We start from the raw sequence: 14,879 nt of genomic DNA, 5'->3' as shown, positions 1-14,879 counted from the left end.
GCCTTGCGGCTCTTGGCACGGGAGGAGGGAGGGGGAATCGGCGCTTGTCCCTTCCGCACCGGCTGCCGGTGCCGCCGGTCCTCCCTCCCCAAACACCACGGCGCTCCCTCGCCGGGTAGCGTCACTCGCGCCAAGCGCCACAGCGCTCCCTCTCCCGCTTGCGGGGGAGGGTTGGGGTGGGGGCAGGGAACCGAAGTCTTGAGGGGGCTGGGGCGCGAGGTCTTGAAGGTCCAGGCGCGCGCGGTCGGCGCACGCGTCGGCTTCGGAATTCGCGTGCGTACCGGTCGGCTGCGGTGCGGCATCGAGGCACTCTTCCCCCTCCCCAACCCTCCCCCGCAAGCGGGAGAGGGGGCCTTGTGGCTCTTGGGGGGGGCTCGGAGCGGGGAAGGGGCGCGTGTTCGCATTCGAGGCGAGGAATGCGCCGTGCGCGGCTGCCGCCACATGGACGATCTCGTCCGATGCCGCCCGGCGCAGCACGTCTTCCATCCGTGCCGCACGCCCGAGCGCGGCGATGCGCGCCAAGAGATCGACCACGGCCGCGACCGCCTCCCGCCGGCCCAAGGTGGCGAAGGGATGGGCCCGCGCCGCATCGCCGGCCAAGGCGATCCGCCATGCCACGCCATCGCCCGCGCGAACCGCTTGCAGCCGCACATCGGCCTTGGAGGCATCGAGCGGGCAGGCGCCGCCGCCGTCGATCACAACCGAAACCTTCGGCCCGAGGCGCGGCAGAAGGCCGGCGGCGGCCACCGCCGCGCCGATCTCTCCGGCAAGGAGCCGGGCGTCGGCGATCTCGGTGGCGTCGATGCCGGCGAGCGTCGATGCATCGATGGCGAGGCCCTCGCGCGGCACCAAAGCGAGGGCGGCGACGGCGTGGTTCAGCGGGCCGACGCTCTCCACCGCGAGGCCGCGAATCTGCAGGCTGCCGCGCGCGGTCACTTCCACGATGCCGTTACCGAACGCCTGGGCCGCCCGCGCCAGCCCGATGAGGGTGCGCGGCGCGAAGACGCCGTCTGCCGGCACGAGGCGCACCAGAAGGCCGTCGCCGGTCTCCATGGGCGCGCTCAGCGCCGGGCAGGCGCCGCGCCGGCGGGACAGGGCGCTCATTCCGCCGCCTCCGTGCCCAGAGCTGCGGGGAGGTCCGCGCTGTCGTGCGCATCTGCGCTGCGTGTCTCTCCATCGCGCGCTTTCGCGCGCCCCGTGGCGACCTCACGCGTTTCCGCGCTGAATCTTCCTTCGTCGCGCGCTTCCGCGCCGGATTTTTTCCGATCGCGCGCCTCGGCGCCGGATTTTTCCCCATCGCGCGCCTCGGCGCGCAGGGCGGCGAGATCGCCGTCGAGATCATTGCGGCGCGCGTGCCACAGGCCGCGCCGGCGGGCGTCCTCGAACCGCCGCGCCATGGCGTCCGCCGCCTGCGGGTTCTCCCGCAGCAGGAAGGCGCGCACGTCTTCGTCCGCCAGATAGGCCGCGTGCAGCTGGTCCAGCAGATGGGAGGCGACCTGATGGGTGGTCTCGGCGAACGCCACCAGCCGGTCCACGGTCTCGGTCAGCTCGGCGGCGCCGCGCGGGCCGTGGCGCATCTGGCCGGCGATGAAGGCGGCGGAGACCCGGCCATGGACGATGCGGGTGAGCGCATCCTTCAGGGGGCGGGCCTTCGGTTTTTCGGGATCGCTGGTATCCAGCACCACCAGATCCACCGCTTTCCCGAGCAGCGCGGCGGCAGCGGCGAAACCGCCCATGAAGGCGCCGTCCTCGGCGCCGTCCAGCAGGTCGCGCGCGGGATCGTCGGCCGTGTGCAGCAGCGCATCGGCGCGCGCCACCTGGGCGGCGAAGGCGCCGGCGGCCGGACGGGCCGCGCCCTCCGGCCCGTCATAGACATGGGAGGCGGCGGCGAGATAGGCGGCGCCGAGTTCGCCGCGATCGGCAAACGCGCCGCGCGCCAAAGCGTCCTCGATGCCGGCGCCATAGGCCCCCGGCGCGGAGCCGAAGATGCGCGCGACATCTGCGCCGGCGCGCGCCAAAGCGGCAAGCGGGTTCTCGTCCGCCTCCTCCGCGCGGGCCGCCACCGCGCGGGCGGCGGCGTCCAGCAACGCCAATTGGGCGGGGAAGATGTCGCGGAACAGGCCGGAGACGCGCCAGCTCACATCCACGCGCGGCCGCCCCATGCTGGCCGGCGGCAGCACCTCGATGCCGGTCACGCGGCCGCTGGCAGGATCCCAGATCGGCCGGCAACCCATGAGATGCAGCCCCTGGGCGATCTCCTCGCCCCCTGTGCGCAAGGTGGCGCTGCCCCACAGATCGATCACCACGGCGCGCGGATAGTCGCCATGCTCCTGGAGATAGGCGCGCACCACCTCGTCCGCCGCGCGGCGCCCGAGGTCCAGGGCGGTGGGGGTGGGCAGATGGCGCGGATCGGCGGTGAAGAGATTGCGCCCGGTGGGCAGCACATCGCGCCGCCCGCGCGCAGGAGCACCCGCCGGCCCCGCGCTCACATGGCGGCCGTCGAGGGCGGCGAGGAGCGCGGCGCGCTCGGCGTCCGCGCTCGGCGTGCGCGCGGCATCGCCGTCGGCGGCGCCATAAATGTGCAGGCCGTCCTTCACCTGCATGTCCTTCACGTCGCACAGCCAGGCGTCGATGCGGCGCAAGGCTTCGTTGGGATCGGTGGCGGCATCGACCCCGGCGCGCACGGACAGGCCGGTCTCGCCCGCGCTTTCGACGATCAGCCGGGCGAGGCGGTCGCGGCGGCGCGGGTCGAGCCCGTCCGCCTCGGCATATTCGTCCACGAGGCGTTCGAGGGTCTGCTCGGCCGCGGTAAGCCCGGCGCCGGTGAGCGGCGGCGGCAGGTGGCCGAGCGTGACGGCGGCGATGCGCCGCTTGGCCTGCGCCGCCTCGCCGGGATTGGAGACGATGAAGGGATAGATGACCGGCAGCGGCCCGAGCACGGCTTGGGGAAAGCAGTCGGGCGTGAGGGCGACGGCCTTGCCGGGCAGCCATTCCAGCGTGCCATGGGCGCCCATGTGGACGAGCGCATGGGCATCGAGAGCGTGCCGCAGCCAAAGCCCGAAGGCGAGCAGGGCATGGCGCGGCGGCAGCGCGGGGTCGTGATAGTCCGCGCGCCGGTCGAGCGAGGCGCCGCGATCCGGCGCCAGGGCCACCGTCACGTGCCCGAAGCGGGCAAAGCGGAAATGGAAGGCGTCGCCTTGCATGTCCCGGTCGTCTTCCGGCCGGCCCCAGGCGGCGGTGATCGCGGCGCGGACAGGTTCGGGGAGGTCGGCGAACAGGCGCTGATAATCGGCGAGCGGCAGGGCCTCGCTGGGGACGATGTGCGTCAGCAAGGTTTTTGAATCGGCGGGCGCCGCGCCGGCGTCATAGCCTGCGTCCGCCAGCGTTTTAAGCGCCCGCCGCACGCTTTCCGGCACATCCAGCCCCACCGCATAGCCGGTGCGGCCGGGGGCGCCGGGATAATCTGGCATCAGCACGGCGATGCGGCGTTCCGCGCGGGGTGTGTGGGCGAGGCGGATCAAGGCGGCGGCGCGCGCCGCCACATGAGCGATGGCCTGCGGCTCGGCGCGGTTGAGCGCGGCGGTGAAGGCAAGGTCCGCGTCCGGGGCGGCCATGTCCTTGAACGAGATGGCGCCGGCCAGTACCCGCCCGTCCAGTTCCGGCAGCACCACATGCATGGCGAGATCGGCGGCGGCAAGGCCGCGCGGGCTGTTCGCCCAGGCTTCACGGGCCGTGGTGGCGGGAATGATCTGCAGCACCGGCGGCCCGCCAGCGGGGAAAATATCCTCCGCACCCCCGGCCGCAAACGCGGTGGCGGTGAGGATCAGGTCCGGGGCGGCGTCGGCGATGGCGTCGCGCACGAAGACGCGGGATTTGGGGTCTTTCAGGCTGGTGAGAAACAGCGGCACCGGCACGATGCCGCGCGCTTCGAAGGCCGCACAGAGATCATCAATGGGCGCAAGATCGCCGGCCAGCCACATGGAGCGGTAGAACAAGAGCAGGGCGCGGGGGGGGGCATGTGCGCCGGCGCGATCCGCTGCGGGGTTGATGCCCTCTTCCCCCTCCCTAACCCTCCCCCGCAAGCGGGAGAGGGGATTGGCGAGGTCGGGGTGGGAGCGTTCGCCTTCCCCAAGCGCCACCGCGCCCCCTCTCCCGCTTGCGGGGGAGGGCTGGGGAGGGGGCAGCGGGGAAAGGCCTTGAGGGGGCAGCGGGGCGAGGTCGTGCGGAGCTGTTCCCGTCCATGCCTCAGCCTGCGCGCCGCTCCCGGCGGATTGCGGTTCTACGTCGAAGCCCTCTTCCCCCTCCCTGGCCCTCCCCCGGTCCTCTTCCCCCTCCCTAACCCTCCCCCGCAAGCGGGAGAGGGGATTGGCGAGGTCGGGATGGGAGCGTTCGCCTTCCCCAAGCGCCACCGCGCCCCCTCTCCCGCTTGCGGGGGAGGGCTGGGGTGGGGGAGGCGGGGCGGGGGAGTGAGGGGGAGGTGCGAGGTCGTGCGGGGCTGTTCCCGTCCATGCCTCAGCCTGCGCGCCGCTCCCGGCGGATTGCGGTTCTACGTCGAAGCCCTCTTCCCCCTCCCTGACCCTCCCCCGCAAGCGGGAGAGGGGATTGGCGAGGTCGGGATGGGAGCGCTCACCCTCCCCAAGCGCCACCGCGCCCCCTCTCCCGCTTGCGGGGGAGGGCTGGGGAGGGGGCAGCGGGGAAAGGCCTTGAGGGGGCAGCGGGGCGAGGTCGTGCGGAGCTGTTCCCGTCCATGCCTCAGCCTGCGCGCCGCTTCCGGCGGATTGCGGTTCTACGTCGAAGCCCTCTTCCCCCTCCCTGGCCCTCCCCCGGTCCTCTTCCCCCTCCCTAACCCTCCCCCGCAAGCGGGAGAGGGGATTGGCGAGGTCGGGATGGGAGCGTTCGCCTTCCCCAAGCGCCACCGCGCCCCCTCTCCCGCTTGCGGGGGAGGGCTGGGGAGGGGACAGCGGGGAAAGGCCTTGAGGGGGCAGCGGGGCGAGGTCGTGCGGAGCTGTTCCCGTCCATGCCTCAGCCTGCGCGCCGCTTCCGGCGGATTGCGGTTCTACGTCGAAGCCCTCTTCCCCCTCCCTGACCCTCCCCCGCAAGCGGGAGAGGGGATTGGCGAGGTCGGGATGGGAGCGCTCACCCTCCCCAAGCGCCACCGCGCCCCCTCTCCCGCTTGCGGGGGAGGGCTGGGGTGGGGGAAGCGGGGCGAGGGATTGAGGGGGAGGCGGGGCGCGGCCCACCACGTCCGCCAAATCCACCGCCCCCAGCCCCGGCAGATAGAAGCTCGCGGGCGGCACGGGCTTCTGCCCGGCGATGGCGGTGCCGTCCTCGCCCCGCACCACGCGCGCCACCCGCTCCAGCAACGCCGCCATATTGTCCGGCCCGCCTTGGTGGAAATAGCCGAGCCATGCGGCCAGTTCCGCGGCTGGCACGGTGGAGAGGGCGGCGAGGCGCGGGTCGTCCTGGTCCTCGCCCGGCAGCAGCGCGAGGGCGATGCCGCGCGTGCGGGCCAGCTCCGCGAGCCGCTCGGCGCCATAGCGCCACCAGTCGAGCCCGCCCAATTGGCGCACCAAGATCACCTTGGCGTGCCGCGCCGCCTTGTCGATCCACAGATCCACCGACATGGGGTGGCGCAGATCCTTCAGCCGCGCGAGCCGCAGGCTCGGCAGGCGGTCGCGTCTTTGCCGCCACGCTGCGGCGAGCGCCAGCAGGTCGCTGTCGGTGAAGGACAAGGCAAGCACATCGCCGGGAGGCTGGCGCAGGTCGATGGGCTCGGCCAGGTCCTCGATGGTGGCGGATGTGCTCGCGAGCAGATGCATGGAGAAAGCTTATCCCAGCCTCAGGCGGAAAGCGCCGGTTCCTCGGCCAGCAGGGCGCGCTCCACCGCCGCGCGGTCGAAGCCCTTCAGCCCGATCACCACCAGCGCACCGGAGCGCGGCTCGTCCGCCCGCCAGGGCCGATCGAACTGGTGGGAAATCCGCGTGCCCACGCCCTGCACCAGCAGGCGCAAGGGCTTGCCGGCCACATGGGCGAAGCCCTTCACCCGCAGCACGTCCGGCGTTTCGGCGGCCCGCGCCACGCGGGCGGCGAGGGCGGCGGGATCGGCGATGTCGGGCAGGCGCACGATGAAGCTGTCGAAATCGTCGTGGTCGTGGTCCAGCTCGTCGTCATGATGGGTGCGGCGGGCGTCGATTTCATCCTCTGTGCCGACGCCGAGGCCAAGCAGGATCGCCGCATCCACCTTGCCGCCGGCCGAGCGCACCACCTTCACGGCACGCGGCAGGGCCTGCGCGATGCGGGCATCGGCGATGTCCGCGCCGGCCGCATCCAGCAGGTCCGACTTGGAGAGGATGATCAGGTCGGCGCAGGCGATCTGGTCCTCGAACACCTCTTCCACCGGGTCGTCATGGTCGAGAGTGTCGTCGGCCGCGCGCTGGGCGGCAAGCGCCGCCAGATCGTCCGCGACGCGGCCGGCGGCGAGCGCCGGGCCGTCCACCACCGCCACCACGCCGTCCACGGTGACGCGGCTCTTGATCGCCGGCCATTGGAACGCCTGCACCAGGGGCTTGGGCAGGGCAAGGCCGGAAGTCTCGATCAAAATGTGGTCCACGCGCGGGGTGCGGGACAAGATCAGGTCCAGCGCCGGCACGAAATCGTCCGCCACCGTGCAGCACAGGCAGCCATTGGCCAGCTCGACGATATTGTCCTCCGGGCAGCTCTCGATGCCGCAGCCCTTCAAAATCTCGCCGTCGATGCCCACGTCGCCGAATTCGTTGACGATCACCGCGAGGCGCTTGCCCTGGGCATTTTCCAGGATGTGGCGGATCAAAGTGGTCTTCCCCGCGCCGAGGAAGCCGGTGACGATGGTGCAGGGGATGCGGGCGAGAGAGGTCATCGCTGGTCCTCGGAGAAGTTCATGGGAGGGATGCGGGCAATCATGCCGCGCTTGAGGCTGTCGGGGCGTCCGCGCCAGGGCAGGATGCCGTCGGTGGAGGTCGCGAACAGCGCGGCGCCGGTCAAAAGGTCGGCGGCGCTATCGGGGGTGAGATCGCCGAACACGTAGGACCAGCCGCCGGTGCGCACCAAGGCGGCGGAGAGCGCGCGCTTGCAATTGGAGAGGCAGCGCACCTCCTTCACGGCGATGGCGGCGTCGGAGGTCTGCGCAAAGGCATCCTGGGCCTGCCGCGCCAGGGCGGCGCCGGCGGGTGGCGCGTCCGTGTCCGCGCCGGCGAGCTTGCAGGTGGTGCACACGAACAGGGTCACGGCCGGAACGCTGGCGACCCGCAGGGCATCGCGCGCCGGCCCGTCGGCGGGCGCGGGGGTGCGCGGCGTCGTGTCGCCCGCCGCGAAAGGCGCATCGTCGTTGGAAGGTCGCTCCACGCCGCTTTCCATGGGTGCGCGCGGCCCGCAACCGCGCGCCACAGAAAGAATCGCCATGCCAGGGCACCCCGCCCGGCGCGCATTCCTGTCGGTGGCAGGTCTCCTGGCTCGCGGATCGCCGTTCGCGGCCGCCTTCCCGGAGCGGGCGCAAGGCCCGTCTTCCAGTGGCTTTTCGGCCGGAACTCACCGCCTACAGTTGCGGGGGCAGCTGCGGCTATCGCACCGGAACACCCGGGCGCGACCGCATTCCCTTTTCACCCGGCGGAAGCGGCAAGCCGCCCGAACCGGGACCATCGACGCCGACACTTAAGAACCGCTCCGGCGCGAAGTCAATGAAGCGGCGCGTGGTGCCCCGGCCGGGCCGGGGGCAATCGAGACCCAGCACCAGGGGGCGCGGCGGCTTTCTCCCTCCCCCCTTGCTGGGGAGGGCAGGGTGGGGGTGTCTCCCCGCTGTCCGGGCGAAGGTCATGCTGGCGGGCCGGACCCCCCTCCCCACCCTTCCCCCGCAAGGGGGGAGGGCGAGCGCCGAGCATTCGGTTGAACGTCGATTCGCCTCAGGCGCCCGCCGCCGCGGTCTTGGCGGCGATGATCGCCAAAGCGGCGGCCAGCACCTCGTCGATGCCGAGATGGGTGGTGTCCAGCAGCACCGCGTCGGGCGCCATCGCCAGGGGGGCGGTGGCGCGGTGCGAATCGCGGGCGTCGCGCTTGTGGATGTCGGCCAGCACATCCTCGAACGCGATGTCGCACGTGCGCTCCAGCAATTCGCGATGCCGCCGCGTGGCGCGCACGTCCGCCGAGGCGGTCACGAACAGCTTCACCGGCGCATGGGGACAGATCACCGTGCCGATGTCGCGCCCGTCCAGCACCGCGCCGCCGGGCTGCTCGGCGAAGCGCCGCTGCAAATCCAGCAAGGCCCCGCGCACCACCGGGCGGGCGGCGACCACGGACGCCGCTTCGCCGAGCGCGCCGGTGCGCAGCTTTTCCGGGTCGAGCGAACGCAGATCCAGCGTGCGGGCCGCGTCCGCGCTGGCCATCTCGTCGTCGAGCGTGCCGTCGGCGAGGCAGCGCGCGGCCACCGCCCGATAGAGCAGGCCGGTATCGAGATGGGGCAGGCCGAGGGTCGCCGCGATCCTGCGGCCGAGGGTGCCCTTGCCGGACGCGGCCGGCCCGTCGATGGCGATGATCAGGCCGTCGCTCATGCCAGCACCGCGCCGAGGCCGCCCATCATGGGCACGAAGGTGGGGAAGGAGGTGGCGATGAAGCGCATGTCGTCCACGCGCACCCCCTCGCGGGCCGCGAAGCCCATCACCAGGAAGGCCATGGCGATGCGGTGGTCCATATGGGTCGCCACCGGTCCGCCGCCGGTCACGCCATCGGGTCCGAGGCCGGTGACCAGCAGATCGTCGCCGATGATCTCATGGGGCACGCCGCAGGCGGCCAGCCCGTCGGCCACGGCGGCGAGGCGGTCGCTTTCCTTTACCCGCAATTCGTTGAGGCCGCGCATGCGGGTGGTGCCGTGCACGAACGCCGCCGCCACGGCGAGCACCGGATATTCGTCGATCATGGAAGGCGCGCGCTCGGGCGGCACGTCGACGCCGGTCAGCACGGAATGGCGCACGCGCAGATCCGCCACGGCCTCGCCGCCCTCGGTGCGCTCAGACAGCGTCTCGATGGAGGCGCCCATCTCCTTCAGCGTGGTGATGAGGCCGGTGCGCAGCGGGTTCATCATCACGTCCTTCAGGATGATGTCCGAGCCCGGCACGATCAGCGCCGCCACCAGCGGGAAGGCGGCGGAAGACGGATCGGACGGCACCGCCACCGGCGCGCCCTTCAGGTCCGGCCGGCCGGCGAGGGTGATGCGGCGGCCGTGGGCGCCGTGCGGCTCGACCCGCACGTCGGCGCCGAAATGGGTCAGCATGCGCTCGGTATGGTCGCGGGTGGATTCGCGCTCCACCACCACCGTGTCGCCGCTGGCGGCAAGGCCCGCGAGCAGCACGGCGGATTTCACCTGCGCCGAGGGCACCGGGGTTTCATACGTGAAGGCTTTGAGTTCGGTGAGGCCCTTCAGGCGCAGCGGCAGGCGGCCGCCGGGCGCTTCCTCTTCCACCACCACGCCCATGGCGAGGAGCGGATCCAGCACCCGCTTCATGGGCCGGCGGCGCAGGCTGGCGTCGCCGTCGAAGGTGGCGACGATGGGGTTTCCCGCCACCACGCCCATCATCAACCGCGCGCCGGTGCCGGAATTGCCGAAATCGAGCGGCGCCTCGGGGCTCTTCAGATTCCCCGCGCCAACGCCGACCACGCGCCATTCGCCCGCGCCGAGCCGCTCCACCTGCGCGCCCAGCTGGATGCAGGCCTTGGCGGTGTTCAGCACGTCCTCGCCCTCCAGCAGGCCGGTGATGCGGGTTTCCCCGCGCGCCAGGGCGCCGAACATCAGCGCACGGTGCGAAACCGACTTGTCGCCCGGCACGCGCACCGTTCCGGCGAGGGCCGGGGAGGGCCGGCTTGCGCCGGGAACGGCATTTTCCCCATCACCATGGGAAGAAGATTGAGCGACGGCGCTGGACATGACTGCTCCCATTTTCGGCGCGCGGAGCCTCGCAAAGTCCCGCCGGCTGCCGTTCCAGGATGGATTGCATGCCGTCTAACACAAGCGCGTGCACGCTGGCCACGCGACGTATTCGGATTCGGTGCTTGACAGGGGCATGGGGTTTCGCCAATGGAGCACCCTCCTTTTGACAGCCCCCTAGGATCTTTGCCGTGGCGAAGCCAGAACTCGGCACCAAGCGCATCTGTCCTGTTACAGGGCGCAAGTTTTACGATTTGAACAAGGACCCGGTGGTGTCTCCCTTCACCGGCGAATCCTACCCGCGCTCCTATTTCGAGCCGGTGGTCCGCAGCCGCGGCGAAGCGGCCCGTGCCGCCGCCGTGCCGGTGGTCGCCGACGCGGACGAGGAGGTCGCCGACGTCGAGGTCATCAGCCTTGAAGAGGCGGATGAGGAAGCCGTCGGCGCGAAGGTGCCGGTGGACGAGGTGGACGTGGATGTGGACGTCGATGACGACCTCGTCGCGGACGCGGACGACGACACCTTCCTCGAGGAAGACGAGGACGAAGGGGACGACGTCTCCGATTTGATCGGCGAGGGCCTCGAGGACGACGAAGAGGCTTGATACGGTCGGCGGCCTGTGCTTAAAGGCCGCTCTCGCTGGGGGGCGCGATTCCCCCTGGCATCCGTCGCGGGGCATTCCCGACGCGCAACTGGTTTTTTAGTTGACATCCCATGTCATTTAAATGACCGCCTGCGCGCACCTCGCGATCCGGTGGGGCCATAGCTCAGTTGGGAGAGCGCTTCAATGGCATTGAAGAGGTCGTCGGTTCGATTCCGTCTGGCTCCACCATTTCGTTTCCGCCGGCTCTGAAAAGAGATAAGGCTATAAGGATCGCGGGCCGCCTCAAGGCCCGCTCGTGCCCGGGGGCGATTTTTCCCCGGGAAGCGTCGCGGGAGTTCCCGACGCGCCAGCGCTTCGAATTGGGCGGTTTGCCCGCGGCGAGGTGGCAGCGCGAAGCCCGCGGCCCGGTGGGGTCATAGCTCAGTTGGGAGAGCGCTTGAATGGCATTCAAGAGGTCGGCGGTTCGATTCCGCCTGGCTCCACCAAATCTCTTCTCCTGACATCGCGGCGTGCGTGAACGCCCCTGCGACGGCCGGAAACGGGCGCACTGCGCCCGTGCGCCCCTGCGCCTGAAATGCCCGCCCACAGATTTCTCTCGCCGCAGGATCTCGCGCCGCATCCGGCATGTGGCTGGGGCGGACGCTCGGCGCCCGCCGCCGCGCGTCAGCTTTCCGGCCGCCACATGTGGAACACCGCCTCGGGCGTCACCTCCACATAGCCGCTCGGCCCGCCGGCCCGCAGCACCGGATGGGCTTCGGCGGTCTGGTAGATGCCGTCCTTCAGCAGGGCGCGGGCGATATGCACGCCCACCACCTCGCCCAGCACCAGCCAGGATTGGATGTCATCGCCCGCCGCGCTGCGCAGCTGGATCAGCTGGGTCAGCCGGCATTCGAACGAGACCGGGCTCTGCGCCACGCGCGGCACGTCGATATTCCGGCTCGGCGCCGGGGTCAGGCCGGCGAGGGCGAATTCGTCCACGCCGGCCGGCACGGCGGCGCTGGTTTCGTTCATCGCCTCGGCCAGCGGGCGGGTGGTGAGGTTCCAGGCGAACATGCCGGTCGCCGCGATATTGGCGACGCTGTGCTTCCAGCCCACGCTGGAAAAACCGATGATCGGGGGGCGATAATTGAACGCGTTGAAGAAGCTGTAGGGCGCGAGATTGAGCACGCCTTCGGCCGAACGCGATGAAATCCAGCCGATCGGGCGCGGCCCGACGATGGCATTCAGCGGATCGTGCGGCAGGCCGTGGCCCTCGGCGGGCGTATAGAAATAAGAGGCGTCGGCCGTCATGATGATGCTCTGTCCCCAGGTTGCGGGGCCATCCTAATCCCGCGCCGCCGATTCGGCGCAGGCCGTGTGTCGGGTCCCGGCGCGCGGTCCCGGTGTGGGGTTCTTGTGCGGCTCGGCCGACAGGAGCGCGGCATCGCCGCCGTGCCCTTCCCCGACGGCGCCGGCACCCGCCGGTTTGATCATCCGGGCGCGGCTGGACTATGGTCGCGGGCGCGGCAGGGGAGGCAGGAGGTATGAAGATCGGCATCCTGCGCATGCTGCGACGGTTCGGCGCCCGTCCTGCCGGTCTGCCGGGACGAGCGCGGGTCGCAGCCGTGGTCGGCCTGCCACTTGTCCTGGTGGCGCTGGTGGCCTGGTTCGATCGCAATTCCGAACTGAAGGCGGCGCGCCAGAAGGTGATCGCGTCGGCCCATGTGTTGTCCGAACATGCGGGCGCGCGGTTCCTCTCGGTCGACGTCGCCCTGTCCCAGGTGCGGGACGCGCTCGGCACGCGCCCGGTGACGGCGCTGCGCACCGATACCAACATGCATGGATTGCTCGTGCGCCTCGTGCGCCGCATGCCAGAACTGGAACTGGCCTTCGTCATCGACGAGAAGGGCCTCCTCGCCGCCACAAGCCGCACCTATCCGGCGCCCGAGCGCGATCTCAGCCAGCGCGAGTTCTTTCTCGCGGGAAAGGCGGGGCAGGAGGGCCTTCTGTTCTCGGTTCCGTTCCGCGGCGCCGCGAGCCGCTCCGTCTCGTTCGCGGTGAGCCGGGCGATCTGGCGGGACGGGGAGTTTGGCGGCATCGTCGGTGCGATCGTCTTTCCTGAATATTTTCATTCCTCCTATCGCGGCCTGCTGGCTCCCACCCCCGGCGCCGCCGCCGCGTTGGTGCGCGAGGACGGTACCCTATTGCTGCGCTCGCCGGACCTGCGGGCACAGGCGGACACGCCGGTCCTGATTCCGGACGTGCCCGAGCAGCGCGGCAAGCATGATTCCGGGCTGCTCGCCGCCAGCGCGCTGATCGAGGGAGGGGCCGCCGCCGCCGCCTATCGCGCCGTGCCCGGCACCGACCTCACGGTGGTCTATGCCCTGAGCGAAGGCGATGTCCTGTCCGCCTGGCACAAGCGCGTGGCGGGATATGTCCTGTTGGGAGGGCTCGCCAGCTTCACCCTGGCGCTCCTGATGCGCCGTCCGACGGGGCTGGGGGCGCTCGGCGCGCGCGGTCGGCCCGGCACCGGCACCCCGCCACGCCTGTCCCTGTCCGACTCGACCGTCGGCGCCGTGGACCGCGTGCTGACCCCCGTGCTTGGCGATCTGACCTTCCTCGGCGCGCGCAATCGGGCCGATGGGCACGCGCCGGAGTTCGACGACGCCCTGAACGGCGCCGGGCACGGGGTGCGCCTCGCACAGCGCCTGCTCGATGCCGGCCGGCGCGGGGGCCGGCCGCGAATCGTCCATGCGCCGACCGTGCTCAACAATGTCCGCTGCCTGCTGATCGGCTCGGTGTGGCCGCCGATCGAGATTGACTGCGTCACGGATGAGAAGGGCCTGGATGTGTTCGTGGAGGCGGCGGAGTTCGAACTGGCGGTGATGGATCTCGTGATGGACCTGAAGCAGCGGGCCGATCCGGGAAGCCAGATCACGCTCGCCGCCCGGCGCGAGGTGGTGCGCTCCGAGCCGGCGCGCGTGGCAGCCGGCGATTATGTGTGCATCGCCGTTCGCGCGGCGTGCAGCGCGCCGGCCGACACCGACACGGCACGCACGGTGCGGCATGAAGAAATCGCCGCCTTTGCTGCGCGGGCGGGCGGTGGCTGGCAGCTGATGCGCGGGCCGGACGGGCCCGAGGCGCGGCTGTGGATTCCCGCCGCCCTTGGCCGGCGCGAGGACCCCCCCGCGCCACGTTTCAACGGCCCCGCCCGGTCCTAGAACCGATCGACATTCAGCGGCATGGTGAATCGGCGAGGCGCCTGACGGCAGGTGCGCGCCATTGCCTTTCCTTGAGCGGTCGTGGTCTTTTGCGCGTCATGGCCGGGCGTGTCCTGGCCATCCCCGCCGGGCCGCCCGCGCCCACCTTGAAAAGCCGGTGCCAGCGGTGCCGCGTGGATGCACGGGACACGCCCGGGCATGACGATTGTTTCCTATCAACGGCGTCAAGCCATCAATGTCGGTCGGTCCTAGCGCAGGCCGAAGAACGACAGCACGGCGAGAACGACCACCACCAGGCCAACGATATAGATCAGATTGTTCATGACGGGCCTCTTGTCTGGGGGATGCAGGGGCAACGTCTCGCGCCGCGTTGTGTTCCGCTGAAGCCGAAGGTGGATGCCCGCCGCCGCCCGGCCTCGGGGGCTCGACTTCGACGCCCGGTTCGTGCTTGAGACGCGCCGTCGGCCCTCGGGGGCCGGGATTGGAGCCCGCATGCACCGGACATTTCGCATCAGCCTGCTGGTGCCCGCCAGCCTCGCAGGCCTTTCAGCCGCGCCCGCCTTCGCCACCGAGGCGCAATGCAAGTTCGGCGGCGGCTTCCAGGTGATTTCGCGCGCGCGCACCGAGGCGCCGGGCGATGAGATCATCGCCCGCGCCGTGCCGGCCAGTGCCGCCGGCCCCTGCATCTTCTCCAAGCGCGCCGGAGACATCGAGATCAGCACGGCGGACGAGGCCGACACCGTGCTCGGCCTTGCCGGCGCGCACCTCGTGATGGATCGAGGAACCGGGCCGAGTCGCGACCTCGTGATCTATGATCTTGCGGCCCGCAAGGTCGCGCTCACGCTCCCCTATGACGACCAGGAGCCGGTGAAGATCACCGCTTCCGGCGCGACGCTCGCGGCGGTGACCGGCCCGGCGAGCGCCGCGACCTGTCCGAAGTTCAAGGAATATAAGGCGAACGGCCTCGGCGCGGTGCTGACGATCGAAACCCGCATCGCCTTTCCCGGCCTTGCCCGCAGCCAGAGCGGCAAGCCCCGCTGCATCGCCCAGCAATGAGGCGCGACGCTGGTGGTTTGACCCGCTGGATCCCCGCCGGTCCGCCTGCGCTGGCCTTGAAGAGCCGGTGCC

9 protein-coding genes, 2 tRNA genes, 1 pseudogene and 1 riboswitch are annotated in these 14,879 nt (G+C 71.1%); of the genes and pseudogenes, 5 read left to right on the top strand and 7 right to left on the bottom strand.

The window, feature by feature from the left end:
• Positions 1–870: 870 nt before the first annotated feature.
• From V5G24_RS18945 to aroA, 6 genes and pseudogenes are all read right to left on the bottom strand, one after another.
• Positions 871–1,053 (bottom strand): annotated as a pseudogene (locus V5G24_RS18945) (ferredoxin-like domain-containing protein); the annotation flags it as partial.
• Positions 1,054–1,100: 47 nt separating this feature from the next.
• Positions 1,101–5,819: a cobaltochelatase subunit CobN gene (gene cobN, locus V5G24_RS18940; protein WP_509292259.1), complete on the bottom strand. Its 4,719-nt coding sequence runs from the start codon at positions 5,817–5,819 to the stop codon at positions 1,101–1,103.
• A 20-nt stretch (positions 5,820–5,839) separates the two neighbouring features.
• Complete coding sequence (gene cobW, locus V5G24_RS18935) at positions 5,840–6,895, bottom strand: cobalamin biosynthesis protein CobW (protein WP_394085607.1); 1,056 nt, start codon at positions 6,893–6,895, stop codon at positions 5,840–5,842.
• Positions 6,892–7,437 carry a DUF1636 family protein gene (locus V5G24_RS18930; protein ID WP_394085608.1) on the bottom strand — a complete coding sequence of 182 codons (546 nt, stop codon included), beginning with the start codon at positions 7,435–7,437 and terminating at the stop codon, positions 6,892–6,894. Before V5G24_RS18930 ends, cobW begins: the two co-directional genes overlap by 4 nt.
• Before the next feature lie 19 nt (positions 7,438–7,456).
• A riboswitch (cobalamin riboswitch) is annotated at positions 7,457–7,690 on the bottom strand.
• A gap of 244 nt (positions 7,691–7,934) precedes the next feature.
• Entirely contained in the window at positions 7,935–8,567 is a 633-nt protein-coding gene (gene cmk / locus V5G24_RS18925; protein ID WP_394085725.1) for a (d)CMP kinase, read from the bottom strand.
• An 8-nt stretch (positions 8,568–8,575) separates the two neighbouring features.
• The gene (aroA, locus tag V5G24_RS18920; RefSeq protein WP_394085609.1) at positions 8,576–9,949 is read right to left on the bottom strand and encodes a 3-phosphoshikimate 1-carboxyvinyltransferase; all 1,374 of its coding nucleotides are present in this window, start codon (positions 9,947–9,949) and stop codon (positions 8,576–8,578) included.
• 191 nt (positions 9,950–10,140) lie between these two features.
• Between aroA and V5G24_RS18915 the strand changes: the two genes are divergently transcribed.
• The 3 genes from V5G24_RS18915 (at position 10,141) to V5G24_RS18905 (ending at position 11,036) form a co-directional block, all read left to right on the top strand.
• Complete coding sequence (locus V5G24_RS18915; protein WP_394085610.1) at positions 10,141–10,551, top strand: TIGR02300 family protein; 411 nt, start codon at positions 10,141–10,143, stop codon at positions 10,549–10,551.
• A gap of 152 nt (positions 10,552–10,703) precedes the next feature.
• Positions 10,704–10,779: transfer RNA gene (locus tag V5G24_RS18910), tRNA-Ala, on the top strand.
• A gap of 181 nt (positions 10,780–10,960) precedes the next feature.
• Positions 10,961–11,036: transfer RNA gene (locus V5G24_RS18905), tRNA-Ala, on the top strand.
• A 178-nt stretch (positions 11,037–11,214) separates the two neighbouring features.
• Here V5G24_RS18905 and V5G24_RS18900 read toward each other — a convergent pair.
• Entirely contained in the window at positions 11,215–11,841 is a 627-nt protein-coding gene (locus tag V5G24_RS18900) for a flavin reductase family protein (protein ID WP_394085611.1), read from the bottom strand.
• A 233-nt stretch (positions 11,842–12,074) separates the two neighbouring features.
• Here V5G24_RS18900 and V5G24_RS18895 point away from each other — a divergent pair, with 233 nt between their 5' ends.
• Both V5G24_RS18895 and V5G24_RS18890 read left to right on the top strand, forming a co-directional pair.
• Complete coding sequence (locus V5G24_RS18895) at positions 12,075–13,751, top strand: PDC sensor domain-containing protein (protein ID WP_394085612.1); 1,677 nt, start codon at positions 12,075–12,077, stop codon at positions 13,749–13,751.
• A gap of 492 nt (positions 13,752–14,243) precedes the next feature.
• Positions 14,244–14,807 (top strand): hypothetical protein, encoded by a 564-nt coding sequence (locus V5G24_RS18890; protein ID WP_394085614.1) that lies wholly within the window; start codon positions 14,244–14,246, stop codon positions 14,805–14,807.
• Positions 14,808–14,879 lie beyond the last annotated feature (72 nt).

The sequence above is a fragment of the Roseixanthobacter finlandensis genome (assembly GCF_043195105.2).
Taxonomy (GTDB): Bacteria; Pseudomonadota; Alphaproteobacteria; order Rhizobiales; family Xanthobacteraceae; genus NCEH01.
The sequence above is the reverse complement of the archived record's forward strand: the minus strand, read 5'-3'. Positions and strand labels throughout refer to the sequence as shown.